Origin of the sequence: Amycolatopsis sp. QT-25, from assembly GCF_029369745.1 — a bacterium.
In the GTDB taxonomy this organism is placed as follows: domain Bacteria; phylum Actinomycetota; class Actinomycetes; order Mycobacteriales; family Pseudonocardiaceae; genus Amycolatopsis.
The window spans coordinates 876,983-894,308 of record NZ_CP120210.1 but is presented as its reverse complement, the minus strand read 5'-3'; the positions used below and the strand labels follow the sequence as shown (position 1 = coordinate 894,308).

Here is a 17,326-nt window from a genome sequence, read left to right as displayed (position 1 = left end):
GTGCCCGTCGGCGGATACCCGAAAGCGCGGCGAGGCGCGCGGGGCGGCGTTCGACGAGGGCGGAACCCGCGTTCGCGCACGGGCTCACCGATCCGCGAATCCGGCGAACCTCACCCGGCGAGCGCGTTGACCACCCGGGACGGGCTGGGCCTGCCCAGCTTCCCGGCCATCCACTTGCTCGTCGCCACCAGCGCGTCGAGGTCCACCCCGGTTTCGACGCCGAGACCGTCGAGCAGCCACACCAGATCTTCGGTGGCGAGGTTCCCGGTGGCGGATTCGGCGTACGGGCAGCCGCCGAGGCCGCCGGCCGAGGAGTCCACAGTGGACACGCCGCAACGCAGGGCCGCCAGCGTGTTCGCGAGCGCCTGACCATAGGTGTCGTGGAAATGGACGGCCAGCGCGGCGACGTCGGCGAACTGCCCGATCAGTGCCTCGACCTGGCCGGCGGTGGCGACGCCGATGGTGTCCCCGAGGGAGAGCTGCGAGCAGCCGAGGTCCAGCAGCCGCTTACCCACTCCGGCGACCTGCGCGGCCGGGACGGCACCCTCCCACGGGTCGCCGAAGCACATCGACACGTAGCCGCGGACGTCGAGACCTTCGGCCCGCGCGCGGGTGACGACCGGCTCGAACATCGCGAACTGGTCGTCCACCGTCGAGTTGAGGTTCTTCTTGGCGAAGGTCTCGGTGGCGCTGGCGAAGATCGCGATATGCGAAACCCCGGCCTCCAGCGCCCTGTCCAGCCCGCGTTCGTTCGGGACGAGCACCGGGTATCGGACGCCCTCGCGCTTTTCGAGCCCGGCCAGCAGCTGCTCGGCGTCGGCCAGCTGCGGCACCCATTTCGGGCTCACGAAACTGGTCGCCTCGAGCGTGGTCAGCCCGGCGGCGGCGAGCTTGTCCAGGAACTCGAGTTTGACCTCGACCGGGACGATCGACTTCTCGTTCTGGAGGCCGTCACGCGGGCCGACCTCCCAGATCGTCACCCGTTGCGGCAACGCGGCGGCCGACGGGACGCGATCAGGCAGCCCCAGCTCTCGCGTTCCCATCAACGCCGCCGGTTTCCGCGCGGCGGAGGCCCTTGCGGCGGCAAGGGTTCGGTCTGCTGCGGCGCGCCGGCGGCAGGCGGCGCGAAGTCGTCGTACGGGTTGTCGTTGACTTCGCGGTAGATCACCGTGTGCACACGCTCGACCTTGGGGATGTCGTCGAACTTCAGCGGTTCGTCCGAGGCGGACTCGATCACCAGCGTGCCGCAGCCGAACACCCGGTCCAGCAGGCCGTGCTCGAACTGGACGCTGTTGATCCGCGACAACGGGATGTCGATCCCGGTCCGCTTGAGCACGCCTTCGCGGGCGATCAGCCGATCCGTGGTCACGATGAAATGCGTCGTGCGCCAGCGGACGAACGGGGCAAGGAAGAGCCACACGACGAGACCGAGCCCGACCGCGGCGATCGCGATCTCCGAGATCAGGTCCCACGGGGCCGTCGCGTCCTTCGCGATCACGGCCAGCCAGATGCCCACGCCGAGCGTGACGATCAGCGCGAGGAAAGGGAAGATCAGCATCTTGAAATGCGGGTGACTGTGCACCACGACGTGCTCGTTTTCGCTGAGCAAATCGTCCGGATAGGCCACGACGGACGCTCCCAAAAGTATGTTCGGCGCTGGTGAGCTCACCGTACCGGCGAACGGTCCCGGCGGAAGAGGAGACGCCGGAAATCGAGACGCGGGGATCAGGCCCCGGCGGGCCGGACGTGCACGACGTCACCGGCGAACACCGTGTACCGCTCACCACCGGGAACGTCGACCTGGAGCTGGCCGGCGGGATCGATGTCGGCGGCACGGCCGGTCAGCGCCGAGCCGTCGGGCAACTGGACCTCGACATCCTGGCCGAGCGTGGCGCAATGCCGCCGGTAGTCCCCGAGCAGACCGGCCTCGGCCAGCGACCCGACGGCGAGCCGCCAACGGCGTTCGAGCTCGTCGAAACCGGCGAGCAGCCGGGTGGCGATCTCGGCGCGATCGGTCTCCGTCGCCCCCTGCTCGGCCAGCGAGGTCGCGGGCAGCCCACCTGGCCCAGCAGGGACGTTCTCGCCGAGCGGCAGCACGTTCAGGCCGATGCCGAGAACCACCGTGGTCTCGTCACCGGCGGCGGCCTCCGCCAGGATCCCCGCGCACTTCGCCCGCCCCGGACCGGCCAAGACGTCGTTCGGCCACTTGAGGACGGCGTCGACGCCCACTTCCGCGGCGACCTCCCGGACCGCGAGACCCGCGACCACGGAAAGTGACCCCAAAGTGCTGAACGGCACCCCGTCCGGCCGCAGCAGCACACTGACGTAGAGGCCGGATCCCTTCGGCGAGGACCACTGCCGGGCGCGGCGGCCGACGCCCGCCGTCTGCTCCTCGGCGATCAGCACGGTGCGGTCCGGTGCCCCCTTCGCGGCGGCTTCCCGCAGGTCGGCGTTGGTGGACCCGGTGCTCGCCACGACCTGGATCGCGGCATACCGGCCGGACAGCGCGGCACTCAGACGCTCGGCGTCGAGCGCTCCCGTCTCACTCATTCGTCCAGAATATGAGAGTCCCCCTAACGTGCAAGGCGTTCGCTCGTTACGCAGGGGTGGTCTCCAATAACCTGGACGGCGTGACCGAGCCCGATTCCGCCCCGAGCGCGCCCGAGAACAGCAAGAAGAAATCGTGGGCGCACGGCGTGGCGATGCGTGGCCTGGTCGCACTCCCGCTGGTCGCGGGCCTCGCCACGGCGGGCTGGCTGCTCGCCGGCGGCAACGATCCGGCACCGGCAGGCGGAAACCAGCCGGTTCCGGTCCCCGCCGCCAAACAGGATCCGGCCACCGTCGGCGGCGGTGCGGGTCCGTCGGTCCTCGAAGTCAGCGCGCCGGTGAAGGCCCAGGAAACGCCGAAGGGCGCCCGGCCGCTCGAAGAGTGGGCCGGCAAACTCGCCGGGCCACTCGACATCCCGGCGAAGTCGCTCATGGGCTACGCGAACGGCGAACTGGCGCTGCGCGGCGAGCAGCCGAACTGCCACCTGTCCTGGGTGACCCTGGCCGGGGTCGGCGCGGCGAGCTCGAACCACGGACGCGGCGGCGACAACCCCCTCGGCCTGTCGGCGCAGCAATGGAAGAAGCACGGCGCGTCGATCCCCGGAATCGCGAAACCCGCGCTCGCCGACCCCGACTCCGCCTCGGTCGCCGCCGGCCGCGCGCTGTGCGCTTCCGGCGCCGACCTCGGTGGCGGCAACGGCTGGTGGAAGGCGATCGCCGGCTACCAGGGCGGCAAGGGCAACGAAGCCGAGCTGTTCCGTCAACGTGTCCTGGGCAACGCGCAGCTGTACGCGACCCTGTCCCTCGACCCGGCGCGATCCGGCAGCCCCGCCGTGAAGGCGGCGCGGTTCGCCCTCGGCCAGCTGGGTCTCCCGTACGTGTGGGGCGGCAACGGGCCGGAAGCCGGCGCGGCGGGCTTCGACTGCTCCGGACTGACCAAGGCGTCCTACGACGAGGCCGGGGTCTCGCTCCCGCGGACCGCGGACAGCCAGTTCCGGGCGTTGCCGCAGGTGCCCGGCGGTCAAGAACCGAAACTCGGCGACCTCGTGTTCTACGGCAACCCGGCGACGCGCATCCATCACGTCGGGCTGTACCTCGGGAACGGCCTGATGATCAACGCGCCCACCCAGGGCCAGGCGATCCAGATCCACACGTACCACTCGAAGGGTGACGACTACACCGGTGCCGGACGGCCCGCGGCCTGACCTACGAGGCGGCCGGTCCCTGGGCTTCGCGATAGGTCGCGGATGGCGCGCTGGAGCTGAAGGGGCCAGCTCGATCGAGGGGTACGGCAAACTTGACGTACTGAAGCCGGGGGCAGCGCGAATCGCTGAAGTGGCCTGGCGTTGGCTTCGACAGTCCACAAGGGACACAGGACACCAGTGCCCGCTATGCCGTCGCCGTGGCTCTCTCTCGTAGGTACATGAAGGCCTCCTTCCTTGCGCCAGGCGCAAGGAAGGAGGCCTTCATGTACTCCAGGCGCACCGGTACAGCCGACGAAACCCGACCTCACCCCTGCCGAAATACGTGACGGCCCAAGCCGGATGCAGTGGTCCCGTCCCCCGGAGCCACGTCGGACTCGTTCACCATAGGCCGAGCGTAGGGCACCCTGGAGCCATGTCCCGCTATCACGAGATCAAGCACCGGGTGGCCACGACGTTCCAGCGCCACGTCGGCAACCCGATCCTCGTCCGCCTCCCGAACCAGCCGGTCCTGGAGACCACCGGCCGCAGGTCCGGCGTGCCCCGGCGGACGCCGATCGGTGGCCGCCGGGTAGGCCGCGAGTTCTGGATCGTCTCCGAGTTCGGCGAGAAGTCGCAGTACGTCCGCAACATCCAGGCCGATCCGCGCGTCCGGGTCCGGCTCAAGGGCCGGTGGCACCCCGGCACGGCACACCTGGTCCCCGACGACGACCCCCGCGCCCGCCTGAAAGCGCTGCCGAGGCTCAACAGCGCCGCCGTGCGGGCGATCGGCACGAACCTCCTCACCATCCGGGTCGATCTCGGCGACTGAACGTTTGCCTTGACGCCAAGGGCAAGGTTTACCCTCGGGCCATGCGGATCGGCGAGCTCGCCGCGCGTACCGGAACCACCACCCGCGCGCTGCGTTTCTATGAGTCACAAGGGCTTCTCGACGCACGGCGCGCGTCGAACGGCTACCGGGAGTACGACGAGGACGACTACCGCCTGGTGCACGAGATCCTGACCCTGCAAGCGGTCGGGCTCAGTCTGGAGGACACCAGGCCGTTCGTCGAGTGCCTGCGCGCCGGGCACGAGACCGGCGATTCGTGCGCCGATTCGATCGAGGTCTACCAACGCAAACTCGCCGAGGTGGACGCCTGTCTGTCCAGGCTCAACGACGTGCGGGACAGCCTGCTGACCAAACTGGCGGGTGCGTTGAAAACGCCGCCGGGACCGTGTGTCGTCGTGCCGCGAACCGAGGAGGCCTGAATGTCCCTTTCCGTCGTCACCGACGAAACCTTCCAAGAACTCGTCCTCGACCAGGACAAGCCCGTCCTGGTGGACTTCTGGGCGCAGTGGTGCCCGCCCTGCCACATGATCGCGCCGGTGCTCGCGGAGATCGCCGGGGAACGTGCCGGCGCGCTGCTCGTCCGCAAGCTGAACTCCGACGAAAACCCGCTCACGGCAAGGAATTACCAGGTCATGTCCTTGCCGACGCTGATCCTCTTCCGTGCCGGGAGCCCGGTGTGGACGACCGTCGGTGCCCGGCCGAAGGCCAAATTGCTGGCCGACCTGGACGCCGTTCTGGAGCTTCACCGGACCGGCGCTCGTTAATGGTGTTGCGCGCGAGGCCGTGCGTTCGCATCCTTCACCACATGACTTCGACCCGCGCTTTCCTGCCCTCGTCCTCCGTCGCCCGACGGGTGCGGGTGCGGCAGCAGGCCGGGTCCTGGCGGAGGCCGGCACCGGTCCTGCCGTGAGCGCCGCGCTCGTGGCGGGCCTGCTCGCCGGATTCGGTATCGCCATCCCGGTGGGCGCGGTCGCGACCTATCTCGTGGTACTGACGGCACGGGCGGGGCTCAAGATCGGCGCGTACGCCGCCTTGGGAGTCGCCACGGCCGACGGCCTGTACGCCCTGACAGCGGTCCTCGGCGGTGGCAGGCTCATCCCGATCATCGAGCCGGTCGCCGAACCGCTGCGCTGGGTATCGGTGGCCGTGCTGCTCGGGCTGGCCGTCCACATCGGACTCACCGGGGTCCGGAACCACCGTGCCTCCGCGAAAGCCGAGGTGACCCAGCCGGTCGCGATCGGCCCGGTGAAGGCATACGTGAGCTTGCTCGGGATCACGCTGCTGAACCCGACGACGGTGGTCTACTTCGCGGCGCTCGTGCTCGGCAGCGAGGAGATGGCCGCGGCGAGCGGGGCGGAGCAAGTGGTTTTCGTGCTCGCGGCGTTCGCCGCTTCGGCCGGTTGGCAACTGTTCCTCGCCGGCGGTGGCGCCGTACTCGGCAAGGCGTTGACCGGCCGCCGTGGACGGCTGGTGACCGCGCTGGCGTCCAGCGCGCTCATCACCGTGCTCGGCCTCCGCCTCCTCTGGTGATCGCCGAGAATCGAGGACCGTGGCTGTCCGCATCGGTTGCGAGGCTGTGCCCATGACCGAAACCCAGGAACGCCTCGCCTCCCTTCACTCCTATCTCGCCTACCACGATGCCCCGAAGGCGCTCCGCTGGCTCGAACGGGCCTTCGGCTTCGAGACCGTCATGGAGTTCCCCGACGACAGGGGCCTGATCATGCACGCGGAACTGCGGCTCGGCGGAGTCGGGATCATCGTCTTCAGCGCGGAAGAGAACTACGACCGCCCCGCACGCAAGGGCGAAACGGTCGGCCACGGCCTCTACGTGAGCCTTCCGACACAAGAGGCCGTGGACGCCGTCTTCGCTTCCGCCGTCGAAGCCGGCGCGAAGCCGGTCTGGAAACCGGAGAACACCGAATGGGGCAACTACCGTTGCCGTGTCGACGATCTCGAAGGCTATGAATGGACTTTCGGCACGTATATCCCCGGAAAGCCGCAGACCGACTGGAGTTAAAGCAACCGCGCGAACCACTCGCGAGCCCGGCGGAGCAGGTCCAGCTGGTGCTCCCGTTCGGCGAGTTTATGCCCTTCGCCGGGATAGACGACGAGGTCGTGTTCGACGCCGAAGTGGCGTAGCGCGCGGTGGAAGAATTCCGCCTGGGACAACGGGACGTTCGTGTCTTCCGCACCGTGCACGATCAGCACGGGGGTCTCGATCTTCGACGCGAAGGAGATCGGGCTGAGCTGATCGTGCCGGTGCGGTCCAGTTCCTTCCCAGCCGATACTCCCGGCATGCGCGGATTCCACCAGCGGACCGAGTTCACCGGTCGCGGCGAGCATTCCCCAGTCACAGATCCCGGCGACCATCAGCGCCGCCTTGAACCGCCGGGTCTGCCCGACGGCCCAGGCCGTCATGTATCCGCCGTGACTCCCGCCCGCGATCCCGAGCCGCTCCGGATCGGCCGTTCCATCGGCGATGAGGAGATCGATCCCGGCCTGGAGATCGCCCCATTCCTCCAGGCCGACCCGTCCCGCGACGGAAGCGGCGAATTCGTGCCCGTGGCCTTGTCCACCACGGGGATTCGGCAGGAAGACGGCGTGCCCTGCCAGGGCCAGCCACTGCGCCGACGGGAACCAGCCGAGCATGAAGCGGTCCGCGTACCGGTCGTACGGTCCGCCGTGAACCACGGTGACCAGCGAGAAAGGCCCGTCGGCACGGGTCTTTCCCGGCGGCAGGACGAGCAGGCCGTCCAAGGCGAGGCCGTCGGACGCCTTGTAGGACAATCGTTCCTGCGAGCCCCACGAAATCCCGGTGAACTCCGGCGCCGTGTCGCTGACTCGCGTCAACGCTCCGCCCAAAGGTCCACAATGGACATCTTTCGGCCGATGTGCGGTGCTCAGGACGGTGACCACGATCTCGCCGTTCGAGGCCAGCGCGTCGGCTTGCCCGCGCCAGAACGACACTTCGCCGTCGCCGAGCCGATGGAGGGCAGTGTCGAGCCCGTCGGCGACGAGCATCAGGGGAGCACCGGAATCGACCTGCGTGAGCAGGATCGGGCAGGCCGATTCCGGGGTCAGGTTCCGGTGCACCCCCGTTTCCACGGCCACATCGACGACCGCCCGGCCACCCACCAGTTCCGGATTCCCGAGATACGCGATGTGCCAGCCGTCCTCGTCCCGCCACCAAACGGGGCCGGCGGCTTCGACCAAGGCCCGGCCGAGCTCACGCTGCTCACCGGTTTCCAGGTCCAGCAGGGAGAGCCGGGGTTCGAGCCCGCCGTGGTCGAGTTCCGGGGTCGGCCACGTCACCACGGCGAGCGCCTTGTCGTCCTGACGGCGGGCGACGTCGGCCACGTGGTCTTCGAGCAGGGTCGTGATTTCACCGGTTCGAGGGTCGAAGCTCCGCAGCCGCGCCGGGCGAAGGCTCTCACTCCAGACCCGGACGGCCGGAGCGGGCGTCTCGTCTTCGGCGATGAACACGATCCGGTCGCGCAGCGGCAGGAAGGCGGTGATCTCACTCCGCCAAGCGAACAGCGGCCCGTCCACCGAGTGGATCCGGCCGTCTCGCAGGAAGTAGAGGGAATCCGGCGACCACCGGGGCGCGGATCCCTCGGCGAGCTTCCGCGGTTCTTCACCGCCGTCCACGGCCGCGAGCCAGATCTCGGGGGCTCCCTTCGCGATGGTCGCGACCTGGTAGGCGATCCACCGCCCGTCCGGGGAGAGCGCGGGTTGCGACGGGACACGACTGTCGACGATCGACTCAGCGGTCAGCATGTGTTCATACTGCCGACAATGCCTTCCCCAGGTCGTCGAGCCAGTTGCCGGCGTCCTGTTCCCGCCACTCCGGTTCTTCGTGGCCGTCGAGGTAGGTTCCCCTGCTCGATCAACGTCAGCCGGAGAGCTTCCCCGCGTGGACGATCCGCTCGTTGACGCGGTCCGGCGGCACGGGGTGGACGCGCTCGAGGGTGAACGTGGCGTGTTCGGCGGTCATGACCGGTTCCCTTCGCCGGAGTCCAGAAAGCCACCAAGACGATCGAGCCGGCAGGTCCGCATCCGGTCCGCCTTTTCGGAGTGGAGGGGCCCGGCGGCCTCCAATACCTGGAGGTGCTGCCGAGCATTGGTCAAGTAGCTGCTCGACCTTTCCAGTCTTCCGCGGTCATGCCCTCGACGAGCAGCCATTGTGCGGCGAGGTACGACGTCAGGACGAAGGTCTCGAGATGGGCCCGCGCCCGCTCGCCGGTGACGAAGTCGCGTCGGATCAGGATCGCCAGATCCGACGCGGAGAACAGCAGCGCGCCGGCGGCGATCCAGGTCCGGCGGTCACCCGACGGGATCACCATCCCGCCCGCGACCTTGGCCTTCGGCGCCAAGACCGGGTCGGCCGCGAGGGTCGACGTCGTGCTCAGCAGGCCTCCGTAGAGCGAAAGCAGCGAAGACACCGGAGACAGCTTCGGCAAGGCCATCGCGACGGTGGCCGCCGCCCATGCCGCCAGCCGGGGCGGCGCGGTCGCCGCGCGCGGACGAGCGCCGCGACGCCACAGCAGCGCGGAGTACAGCGTTTGCATCACGCCGAACGACGCGGCACCCCGGATCAGCCGGCCGTCCTCGTCGGACCTGCCCATGAAGTGGTCACCCGCCCCCGCCGCGACCAGCGCGGCGACGAGCATGCCTTTTTCCCCCGGCGCCAGCCCGCGCGCACGCGCGACCCTGGCGGCGAGCACCGGGACCGCGGCCGGTTTGGTCGCGAGTTGCAGCTTTCTGTTCCCCGTCCTGGCGGAGTACACCGTGCCGATCGCGGCGGCGGCGAACAGCAGCCGTTCGGCGAACTCGCGGGTCCTCGCTGTCGTCACTGACCACCTCCGGAACTTATTTCCGGGTAAATTACCAGGCGGTCAACTTTCTAGACGGCTTCGCGGAAAGTGTTCCGATACGCGCTCGGCGAGACCCCTAAAGCCGCCTGTAGGTGCTGGCGCAGTGAGGCGGCGGTGCCGAAGCCCGCTTCGGCGGCGACTCTGTCCACCGGCAGGTCGGTCTCTTCGAGCAGCTGGCGGGCCCGTTCGATCCGTTGCCGGGTCAGCCATTGCAGCGCCGAAATCCCGACCTCGTCACGGAACCGCCGGGTGAACGTCCTCGTGCTCATCGCCTCTTTCGCCGCCAGCTCGCGCAGCGTCAGCGGCCGGTCGAGGTTTTCCAGTGCCCAGGCCCGCGCCGCCGCCGTCGACGAGGACTGTGGCTCCGGTACCGGCCGCCGGATGAACTGCGCCTGCCCACCCTCGCGATGCGGTGAGACGACCGTGCCGCGTGCGACCTCGTTCGCGATCGCGGCGCCGTGATCGCACCGGATCATGTGCAGGCAGAGGTCGATCCCGGACGCGACACCCGCCGCGGTCAGAACGTTCCGGTCGTCGGTGTAGAGCACGTCGGGGTCGAGGTCGACCTTCGGGAACTTCGCCTGGAAGTCCAGCGCCGAACGCCAGTGCGTGGTCGCCTTCCGGCCGTCGAGCAGTCCGGCGGCGGCGAGCACGAACGCACCCGTGCAGATCGACGCGATCCTGGCGTCCGGCCGGATCAGCTCCAGCGCCCGCGCGAGCGGTGCGGTGAGGTCGTGCCCCGAGGGTTCGTATTCGGTGGACGAGGCCGGGATGACCACGGTGTCGGCCTCGGCCAGCACTTCCGGACCGAGCGGGACCGAGATGGTGACGTCGGCGTCGGTCCGGATCCGGCCGGGTTCCGGCGTGCAGGTGACGACCTCGTAGAGCGGCTCGCCGTCGGCCGCTTCGGCCGTGCCGAAGAGCCGGATGACGATGCCCAGCTCCATCACCAGCATTCCGTGCCGGACCAGCACGGCGACCCGGTGGCGGCCGGGATGCCCGGAAAAGCTCATGGCTCGATTCTTGCACATATTGGCCATCGGGCCACTCGCGTCGGCCGACGGACCGCGCGACGGTGGACGGATGAACGTGTTGTGGATCTTCGCCCATCCGGAACCCCGTTCCCTCGGCGGCTCATTGCGCGACGAAGGCGTACGCGCTCTTCGCGCCCAGGGCGCCGACGTCCGGGAATCCGACCTGTACGCGATGAAGTGGAAGGCCGTCGTCGACGCCGACGACTTCGGCCGGGCCGCCTCCACGGACCGGCTCGTCGTCGGCTCGACGTCGAAGCACGCCTTCGAGACCGGCGAACTCGGCGAGGACATCCGCGCCGAGCACGGGAAACTGGCGTGGGCGGACGCGGTGATCATCCAGTTCCCCCTGTGGTGGTACGGAATGCCCGCCATCCTCAAGGGCTGGTTCGACCGCGTTTTCGTCAAGGGGTTCGCCTACGGTGTCCGACGTCCCGACGGCCGGACAGCGCGCTATGGCGAAGGGGTGCTGGCCGGGAAACGCGCCTTGGTCGTGCTCACCGCGGGCGCGCCGGAGGCCACGATCGGACCGCGCGGCGTGAACGGTGAACTCGGCGAGCTGCTGTTCCCGGTACAGCACGGAACCCTGTGGTACGCGGGGATGTCCGTGCTCCCGCCGCTGACGATCTGCGGCGCCGACCGCGTTTCCCCCGAGCAGTACGAGGCCGCCGCCGAGGTACTGCGCGAACGGCTGCGGACACTGTCCACTCGCGACCCGATCCCGTTCCGTCACCAGAACGGCGGCGACTACGACGACGAGCTGGTCCTGGGTGACGACCTCGCCCCCGGCCGGAACGGACTCGACGTCCACGTGAAGGGCGAACACGCGTGAGTGGAGACGGAACTCGCGTGTTTGAAGGCGTAACTCGCGTGATCAGGCGGCGAACTCGGTGTTACGGCTCCAATCACGCGAGTTACGGCTTCGATCACGCGAGTTACGGCTCCAATCACGCGAGTTACGGCTTCGATCACGCGAGTGCGGACTTGGCTGACCGAAGTACTACGGCACGGTTCTATTCTTCGCGAGGCACATCAGGCGGGAGCCGTGCACCGTCCCGGCCGGACAGGGCGATGTCATTCCTGCGGCGCCGCGAAGTTGGCGCGAGAAGCTGAAGGATCTCCATCCTGGGGATGACCTCCACCGGACGGACGCGCACGCGCCACCCGTCCGGCTAAGTTCGCCGTATGAAACAGCCGTCGTCGCTCCCGCAACGGGTGGCGTACACGATCGACGCGCTCGTCGCGGTGGTGCTCGTCGTGGCCGTCGGCGGGAACCTCGCCGCCCGGACCTGGACGTTCCTCGTCCCCCTCCCGATGTGGCTCGCCTGGGCGACGGTCGCCGCCAGCGGGATCGCGATCGCGCTGCGGCGCCACCGGCCCCTGATCGCCTACGGCCTCGGCCTCGGCAGCCTGATCCCGGCCATGCTCGCCGGCAGCGGACTGGGCCCGGCCGCGCTCGTGGCCACCGCGTGCGCCCTGTCCACCGTGGCACTGGAACACCCGCGGGCCCGCTCGCTGACCGCGATGGGTCTCGGCCTGGCGGTCGTCATGATCTTCGAGCTTCTGCGGCTCGGGCCGAACACGATCGTGTCGACGGCCTTCGCCGGTGGCGGGGTGGCGGGGTCCTGGGCGCTGGGCTGGATGGCGCGGCAACGGCGCGCGAACCTGGCGCAACTCGCCGAAACCCAAGCCGAGCAGGCGGTTTCCGACGAACGGCTGCGCATCGCGCGCGAGATGCACGACGTCGTCGCGCACAGCATGAGCCTGATCGCGGTCAAGGCGGCCGTCGGCAACCACGTCGCGCGGGAACAGCCCGAAGAAGCCCGCGAAGCGTTGCGGGTCATCGAGCTCACCAGCCGCGAAACCCTCGTCGAACTCAGGCGGATGCTCGGTGTCCTCCGCTCGGGAGACGGGACGCCCGAAGCGGCGCTCGGGCCCGCGCCGAAACTCGCCGATCTGCGAACCCTGGCCGAACGCGCCGGACAGGCCGGGGTCCGCGTCGAACTGTCCGGCGAGGCGGTGGACGACCTCCCCGAAGGGGTCGCGCTTTCGGTCTACCGCATCACCCAGGAGGCGGTGACCAACGTCGTGAAGCACGCGGGACCGTCGGCCTGCCGGGTCACGATCACCGAAGGCCCCGGCGAGGTCAGCGTCGAGATCGTCGACGACGGGCGCGGCGAAGGCTCGCCGTCGATCGGCGGCGGGCACGGCTTGATCGGCATGCGGGAACGCGTCGCCGTCTACGGTGGTGACTTCGAAGCGGGCCCGCTGCCCGCCGGGGGATTCCGGGTGTTCGCCCGGCTGCCGTACGCCGCCAAGGAAGTGGGGACACGATGATCCGCGTACTGATCGCCGACGACCAGGCGTTGCTGCGCGGCAGTTTCCGCGTGCTCGTCGACAGCGCGCCGGACCTCGAAGTCGTCGGCGAGGCGAGCGACGGCGCGGAGGCGGCGGAACTGGCCGGGCGGGAGCGCCCCGACGTCGTGCTGATGGACGTCCGCATGCCGGAACTGGACGGGATCGAAGCGACCCGGCGGATCTGCGCGTCGTCCGCCACCGAAGGCGTCCACGTGCTGATGCTGACGACCTTCGACCTCGACGCCTACGTCTATTCGGCCCTGCGCGCGGGCGCCAGCGGATTCCTGTTGAAGGACACCCCGCCCGCCGAACTGCTCAACGCGATCCGGGTCGTCGCGGCGGGCGAAGGGCTGCTCGCCCCTTCGATCACGCGAAGGCTCATCGCCGAGTTCGCCCGGCTGCCCGAACCCGGCCGGCGCGTCGCGGCCTCGCTCGACAACATCACCGCACGCGAACGCGAGGTCCTGGGCCTGATCGCGCGCGGCCTGTCGAACGACGAGATCGCCGCAACACTGCACCTGGGGCTGGCGACGGTGAAGACGCATATCGGCCACCTCCTGCACAAACTCGCGGCACGGGACCGGGCACAGCTGGTCATCGCGGCCTACGAGTCGGGCCTGGTACGCGCCTTGCTGTAGGCCGGGTCGGGCGACAGTGGCGACTCGGCTCGGAATCGACCGTGTCTCAGGTGTGGCGTCAGGGGTACGCGGTACCGGCGGTACCGGTATCACTCCGGTGAAGGACGTTGCCTACGCCACACGCGAAGTGACCGTCGAGTAGCTAGGCTGCGGTTTCATGAGCAGTGCGACGGAGCCGCTCGGGACGCCGCCCGAGGACGAACCGGACATCCACACGACGGCCGGCAAGCTGGCCGACCTGTACCGCCGGTATGACGAGGCGGTGCACGCGGGTTCCGCGAGGGCGGTGGAGAAACAGCACGCCAAGGGCAAGAAGACCGCTCGCGAGCGGATCGACCTGCTGCTGGACGAAGGCTCGTTCGTCGAACTCGACGAGCTGGCGAAGCACCGCTCGGTGAACTTCGGCCAGGAGAAGAACCGGCCCTACGGCGACGGCGTCGTCACCGGCTACGGCACGGTCGACGGCCGCCCGGTGTGCGTGTTCAGCCAGGACGTCACCGTCTTCGGCGGTTCGCTCGGCGAGGTGTACGGCGAGAAGATCGTCAAGGTGATGGACCTGGCGATCAAGACCGGCCGCCCGATCATCGGCATCAACGAGGGCGGTGGCGCGCGGATCCAGGAAGGCGTCGTTTCGCTCGGGTTGTACGGCGAGATCTTCAATCGCAACGTCAAGGCGTCCGGCGTCATCCCGCAGATCTCGCTGATCATGGGCGCCAACGCGGGCGGGCACGTCTACTCCCCCGCGCTGACCGACTTCGTGGTGATGGTCGACAAGACCTCCCACATGTTCATCACCGGCCCCGACGTCGTGAAGACCGTGACCGGCGAAGAGGTCTCCTTCGAGGAACTCGGCGGCGGGCGCACGCACAACACCCGTTCGGGCAACGCGCACTACCTCGGCTCCGACGACGAAGACGCGATCGCCTACGTCAAGGGACTGCTCTCGTTCCTCCCGGCGAACAACCTGTCCGAAGCGCCCCTGTTCGAGACGGACGCGCCGGCGAGTGCCCATCAGCACAGCTTCGACGACGTCACCGAGTCCGATCGCGAACTCGACACGCTCATCCCGGACTCGCCGAACCAGCCGTACGACATGCACGAGGTCATCGACCGCGTCGTCGACGACGGTGACTTCCTCGAGGTGCACGAGCTGTTCGCACCGAACATCCTGGTCGGCTTCGGCCGGGTGAACGGGCGCAGCGTGGGCATCGTGGCGAACCAGCCGACCCAGTTCGCCGGCTGCCTCGACATCGACGCGTCCGAAAAGGCCGCACGGTTCGTGCGCACCTGCGACGCGTTCAACATCCCGGTGCTGACCTTCGTCGACGTGCCCGGCTTCCTGCCCGGCACCGACCAGGAGTGGAACGGCATCATCCGCCGCGGCGCGAAGCTGATCTACGCCTACGCCGAAGCGACCGTCCCGCTCGTCACCGTCATCACCCGCAAGGCGTACGGCGGCGCGTACGACGTCATGGGGTCGAAGCACCTCGGCGCGGACATCAACCTGGCGTGGCCGACGGCGCAGGTGGCGGTCATGGGCGCGCAGGGCGCGGCGAACATCGTGCACCGCAAGACACTCGCCGCGGCGGCCGCCGACGGCAAGGACGTCGACGCGCTGCGGGCCGAGCTGATCCAGGAGTACGAGGACACGCTCCTGAACCCGTACGCGGCGGCCGAGCGCGGCTACATCGACTCGGTGATCGTGCCCGCGCACACCCGCGGCCACATCGCGAAGGCGCTGTCGCTGCTCCAAGGCAAACGAGAAAGCCTGCCGCCCAAGAAGCACGGGAACATCCCGCTGTGAGCGCGGCAGAAACCCCGCTGCTGAAAGTCGTCCGGGGCAATCCGGACGACGCCGAACTCGCCGCGCTGACCGCCGTCGTCGCGGCGGTGGCGGCCGGTGCGCGAGCGCCGGAACCGGCGCCGAAACGGAATTCGTGGTGGGCGGACAAGACTTCGCTCGTGCGGGCCCCGCTCGCCCCCGGCGAAGGCGCGTGGCGGGCTTCGGCGCTTCCTCGCTGACGCGGCCCGTCGGACGGCGCGGATCCGGTTTCCGCGGACTAGGGTGACAGTCCTGCCGACCGGATCCGCCCTCAGAAAGCCGTGCGTGACGAACCAGGATCAGCTTTCCGCCGAGTTGCGCCGTCTGCGCAAAGCCGCCGGGTTGTCCGGCACCGAAGCGGCCAGGCTCACCGGTCTCAGCCAATCGAAGGTCTCCCGTGTCGAAACCGGCGCGTTCATGCCGACCGAGGACCAGGTCGTCGCGCTGTGCCGGGCCTACCGCGCACCCGCGAAGGTCCGGCGGGCGCTGGTCGCGATCACGCGGGACCTCCGTGAAGAGGCGTCGTCCGCCCGCGTCGTCCTCCAGCGCGGCGCCTGGCGGATGCAGCAGCGCATCGGCAAGATCGAGACGGCGTCCGCCCGCATCCGCAGTTTCCAGCCGACCATCGTGTTCGGCCTGCTCCAGACCCGCGACTACGTCACCGCGCTGTTCGGCGATTCCCTGCCGCCGGACGAACGCGACCAGACCGTCGAGGCCCGGCTGGAGCGCCAGCGGATCCTCGACTCGGACCGCCAGTTCCACTTCGTGCTCACCGAAGGCGCCCTGCGCTGGAACATGGGTGGCGCGGCGACCATGCTGGCCCAGCTCGGCCATCTCATCGAGATGTCCCGGCACGGCAGGGTGCGGCTCGGCGTCATCCCGTGGACCACGCCGGTGTCGGTCCCCGTACTCCACGGTTTCGACATCTACGACTCGCGGGCGGTGCTCCTCGGCACGCAGACGGCCACCGCGCTCGTCACGGACGAACGCGAAGTCACCGACTACGAGAAGAACTTCACCGAAGTCGAGCGTTACGCCACTTACGGCGACATCGCCTGCTCGCATCTGACGCGGATCGCGGCCGACTACCGACAGCTCGCGGTCGGACCACTTCGGTGACCTAAGACCCTTTGCCCTATGCACTCCCAGAGTGCATCTTGAGTAAAGCGGCTGTCGGTGAAGGTCCACTTTCGTGCGCCGAACGCGATCACCGACGCCGTTCACCGACCAGCGGGCACAGATCACCCGATCTCGCCAACCTTGCTGCCGCGCAACCCGTCTACTTGCCGAAACAGTCACTGGGGAAAGGGCCTCCGATGACCACCTGGCACGAGAACATGACCGGCTGGCACAAGTCGACCTACACGCACTGGGAGGAGAACGCCTGCGTCGAGGTCGGCGCCGCGCCCGGCCTGGTCGGTATCCGGGACACCAAACAGTGGGCGATGCCCGACCAGACGCGGCCCATCCTGGTGCTGCCGTCCGAATCCTTCGCCGCGCTCCTCGATCACCTTGGCCGATGAACGACGTCGCCGAGCCGTACATGGTCCACCATCCACAGGAGATGGCGGGCCAGCTGATCAACGGCAACTGGATCGTCGCGCGCTGGGAACACCTGGGTGAGGACGAGGACCTGGACCACTGGACGGCCGTCCTCCGCGAGTACTGCGAGGAACTCGACGTCGACCCGTACGTCATCAACATCCCGCGGAAGAGCCTGACGATCGTCTTCAACGGCGCGCTGCCCGCGCCGACGTTCGAACAGCTGGAGAACTCGATCGCGGCGATCGAGTACCACCGCTTCCTCGAACGCGAAATCGGCCCGAGACCGCTGAACTGACGCGAGTGACGCCCTCAAGCACGCGAGACGCGCCTCCAAGCACGCGAGTCACGCCCTCAAGCACGCGAGACGCGCCTCCAAGCACGCGAGTCACGCCCTCAAGCACGCGAGACGCGCCTCCAAGCACGCGAGTCACGCCCTCAAGCACGCGAGACGCGCCTCCAAGCACGCGAGTCACGCCCTCA

20 protein-coding genes are annotated in these 17,326 nt (G+C 69.0%); 14 read left to right on the top strand and 6 right to left on the bottom strand.

All coding sequences use genetic code 11. The features are described 5' to 3' along the window. Window positions 1-110 precede the first annotated feature (110 nt). From P3102_RS04455 to P3102_RS04445, 3 genes are all read right to left on the bottom strand, one after another. Window positions 111-1,043 (bottom strand): hydroxymethylglutaryl-CoA lyase, encoded by a 933-nt coding sequence (locus P3102_RS04455; protein ID WP_276366744.1) that lies wholly within the window; start codon window positions 1,041-1,043, stop codon window positions 111-113. Next, window positions 1,043-1,627 (bottom strand): PH domain-containing protein, encoded by a 585-nt coding sequence (locus P3102_RS04450; RefSeq protein ID WP_276366742.1) that lies wholly within the window; start codon window positions 1,625-1,627, stop codon window positions 1,043-1,045. The genes P3102_RS04455 and P3102_RS04450 overlap by 1 nt, the downstream gene beginning before the upstream one ends. A 98-nt stretch (window positions 1,628-1,725) precedes the next feature. Then, a complete protein-coding gene (locus P3102_RS04445) occupies window positions 1,726-2,550 on the bottom strand; it encodes a biotin--[acetyl-CoA-carboxylase] ligase (protein WP_276366741.1) in 825 nt (274 codons plus the stop codon). 80 nt (window positions 2,551-2,630) lie between these two features. On the opposite strand from P3102_RS04445, the gene P3102_RS04440 reads away from it, so the two are divergent. The 6 genes from P3102_RS04440 to P3102_RS04415 all read left to right on the top strand — a co-directional run bounded on the left by P3102_RS04440 (window position 2,631) and on the right by P3102_RS04415 (window position 6,595). Beyond that, complete coding sequence (locus P3102_RS04440) at window positions 2,631-3,752, top strand: C40 family peptidase (RefSeq protein WP_276366739.1); 1,122 nt, start codon at window positions 2,631-2,633, stop codon at window positions 3,750-3,752. A gap of 412 nt (window positions 3,753-4,164) precedes the next feature. Continuing rightward, window positions 4,165-4,560 (top strand): nitroreductase/quinone reductase family protein, encoded by a 396-nt coding sequence (locus P3102_RS04435; protein ID WP_276366737.1) that lies wholly within the window; start codon window positions 4,165-4,167, stop codon window positions 4,558-4,560. 41 nt (window positions 4,561-4,601) lie between these two features. Beyond that, window positions 4,602-4,997 (top strand): MerR family transcriptional regulator, encoded by a 396-nt coding sequence (locus tag P3102_RS04430; protein WP_276366736.1) that lies wholly within the window; start codon window positions 4,602-4,604, stop codon window positions 4,995-4,997. Next, complete coding sequence (gene trxA, locus P3102_RS04425) at window positions 4,998-5,342, top strand: thioredoxin (RefSeq protein WP_276366734.1); 345 nt, start codon at window positions 4,998-5,000, stop codon at window positions 5,340-5,342. It abuts the gene before it with no gap. Window positions 5,343-5,484: 142 nt separating this feature from the next. Further along, window positions 5,485-6,108 (top strand): LysE family transporter, encoded by a 624-nt coding sequence (locus P3102_RS04420; RefSeq protein WP_276366733.1) that lies wholly within the window; start codon window positions 5,485-5,487, stop codon window positions 6,106-6,108. A gap of 52 nt (window positions 6,109-6,160) precedes the next feature. After that, the gene (locus P3102_RS04415; RefSeq protein ID WP_276366731.1) at window positions 6,161-6,595 is read left to right on the top strand and encodes a VOC family protein; all 435 of its coding nucleotides are present in this window, start codon (window positions 6,161-6,163) and stop codon (window positions 6,593-6,595) included. On the opposite strand, the gene P3102_RS04410 is transcribed toward P3102_RS04415, so the two are convergent. The 3 genes from P3102_RS04410 to P3102_RS04400 form a co-directional block, all read right to left on the bottom strand. Beyond that, complete coding sequence (locus tag P3102_RS04410; RefSeq protein ID WP_276366730.1) at window positions 6,592-8,355, bottom strand: prolyl oligopeptidase family serine peptidase; 1,764 nt, start codon at window positions 8,353-8,355, stop codon at window positions 6,592-6,594. The genes P3102_RS04415 and P3102_RS04410 overlap by 4 nt on opposite strands. A gap of 347 nt (window positions 8,356-8,702) precedes the next feature. Next, entirely contained in the window at window positions 8,703-9,431 is a 729-nt protein-coding gene (locus P3102_RS04405) for a lysoplasmalogenase family protein (protein WP_276366728.1), read from the bottom strand. 50 nt (window positions 9,432-9,481) lie between these two features. Then, complete coding sequence (locus P3102_RS04400) at window positions 9,482-10,492, bottom strand: helix-turn-helix domain-containing protein (RefSeq protein WP_276366727.1); 1,011 nt, start codon at window positions 10,490-10,492, stop codon at window positions 9,482-9,484. 43 nt (window positions 10,493-10,535) lie between these two features. Here P3102_RS04400 and P3102_RS04395 point away from each other — a divergent pair, with 43 nt between their 5' ends. The 8 genes from P3102_RS04395 (at window position 10,536) to P3102_RS04360 (ending at window position 17,141) form a co-directional block, all read left to right on the top strand. Continuing rightward, entirely contained in the window at window positions 10,536-11,315 is a 780-nt protein-coding gene (locus P3102_RS04395; RefSeq protein WP_276366725.1) for an NAD(P)H-dependent oxidoreductase, read from the top strand. A gap of 353 nt (window positions 11,316-11,668) precedes the next feature. Continuing rightward, window positions 11,669-12,820 (top strand): sensor histidine kinase, encoded by a 1,152-nt coding sequence (locus tag P3102_RS04390; RefSeq protein WP_276366724.1) that lies wholly within the window; start codon window positions 11,669-11,671, stop codon window positions 12,818-12,820. Beyond that, window positions 12,817-13,479 (top strand): response regulator transcription factor, encoded by a 663-nt coding sequence (locus P3102_RS04385; protein ID WP_276366722.1) that lies wholly within the window; start codon window positions 12,817-12,819, stop codon window positions 13,477-13,479. Before P3102_RS04390 ends, P3102_RS04385 begins: the two co-directional genes overlap by 4 nt. Before the next feature lie 157 nt (window positions 13,480-13,636). Continuing rightward, window positions 13,637-15,283 carry an acyl-CoA carboxylase subunit beta gene (locus tag P3102_RS04380; protein ID WP_276366721.1) on the top strand — a complete coding sequence of 549 codons (1,647 nt, stop codon included), beginning with the start codon at window positions 13,637-13,639 and terminating at the stop codon, window positions 15,281-15,283. Then, the gene (locus P3102_RS04375) at window positions 15,280-15,501 is read left to right on the top strand and encodes an acyl-CoA carboxylase subunit epsilon (RefSeq protein WP_276366719.1); all 222 of its coding nucleotides are present in this window, start codon (window positions 15,280-15,282) and stop codon (window positions 15,499-15,501) included. The genes P3102_RS04380 and P3102_RS04375 overlap by 4 nt, the downstream gene beginning before the upstream one ends. A gap of 85 nt (window positions 15,502-15,586) precedes the next feature. Beyond that, window positions 15,587-16,420, top strand: a complete 834-nt coding sequence (locus tag P3102_RS04370; RefSeq protein WP_276366718.1) for a helix-turn-helix transcriptional regulator — start codon at window positions 15,587-15,589, stop codon at window positions 16,418-16,420. 197 nt (window positions 16,421-16,617) lie between these two features. Then, window positions 16,618-16,824: a DUF397 domain-containing protein gene (locus P3102_RS04365; RefSeq protein ID WP_276366716.1), complete on the top strand. Its 207-nt coding sequence runs from the start codon at window positions 16,618-16,620 to the stop codon at window positions 16,822-16,824. Beyond that, window positions 16,821-17,141, top strand: coding sequence for a hypothetical protein (locus P3102_RS04360; protein ID WP_020633552.1), 321 nt, complete (start codon window positions 16,821-16,823; stop codon window positions 17,139-17,141). The genes P3102_RS04365 and P3102_RS04360 overlap by 4 nt, the downstream gene beginning before the upstream one ends. The last annotated feature ends 185 nt before the right edge of the window (window positions 17,142-17,326 follow it).

What these genes read in the sequence shown, in the direction of transcription:
- P3102_RS04390 (WP_276366724.1), top strand. Translation starts at nt 11,669, where the DNA reads ATGAAACAGCCGTCGTCGCTCCCGCAACGGGTGGCGTACACGATCGAC.
- P3102_RS04380 (WP_276366721.1), top strand. Translation starts at nt 13,637, where the DNA reads ATGAGCAGTGCGACGGAGCCGCTCGGGACGCCGCCCGAGGACGAACCG.
- P3102_RS04360 (WP_020633552.1), top strand. Translation starts at nt 16,821, where the DNA reads ATGAACGACGTCGCCGAGCCGTACATGGTCCACCATCCACAGGAGATG.
- P3102_RS04400 (WP_276366727.1), bottom strand. Translation starts at nt 10,492, where the DNA reads ATGGCCAATATGTGCAAGAATCGAGCCATGAGCTTTTCCGGGCATCCC.
- P3102_RS04435 (WP_276366737.1), top strand. Translation starts at nt 4,165, where the DNA reads ATGTCCCGCTATCACGAGATCAAGCACCGGGTGGCCACGACGTTCCAG.
- P3102_RS04365 (WP_276366716.1), top strand. Translation starts at nt 16,618, where the DNA reads ATGACCACCTGGCACGAGAACATGACCGGCTGGCACAAGTCGACCTAC.
- P3102_RS04410 (WP_276366730.1), bottom strand. Translation starts at nt 8,355, where the DNA reads ATGCTGACCGCTGAGTCGATCGTCGACAGTCGTGTCCCGTCGCAACCC.
- P3102_RS04445 (WP_276366741.1), bottom strand. Translation starts at nt 2,550, where the DNA reads ATGAGTGAGACGGGAGCGCTCGACGCCGAGCGTCTGAGTGCCGCGCTG.
- P3102_RS04395 (WP_276366725.1), top strand. Translation starts at nt 10,536, where the DNA reads ATGAACGTGTTGTGGATCTTCGCCCATCCGGAACCCCGTTCCCTCGGC.
- P3102_RS04430 (WP_276366736.1), top strand. Translation starts at nt 4,602, where the DNA reads ATGCGGATCGGCGAGCTCGCCGCGCGTACCGGAACCACCACCCGCGCG.
- P3102_RS04385 (WP_276366722.1), top strand. Translation starts at nt 12,817, where the DNA reads ATGATCCGCGTACTGATCGCCGACGACCAGGCGTTGCTGCGCGGCAGT.
- trxA (WP_276366734.1), top strand. Translation starts at nt 4,998, where the DNA reads ATGTCCCTTTCCGTCGTCACCGACGAAACCTTCCAAGAACTCGTCCTC.
- P3102_RS04455 (WP_276366744.1), bottom strand. Translation starts at nt 1,043, where the DNA reads ATGGGAACGCGAGAGCTGGGGCTGCCTGATCGCGTCCCGTCGGCCGCC.
- P3102_RS04415 (WP_276366731.1), top strand. Translation starts at nt 6,161, where the DNA reads ATGACCGAAACCCAGGAACGCCTCGCCTCCCTTCACTCCTATCTCGCC.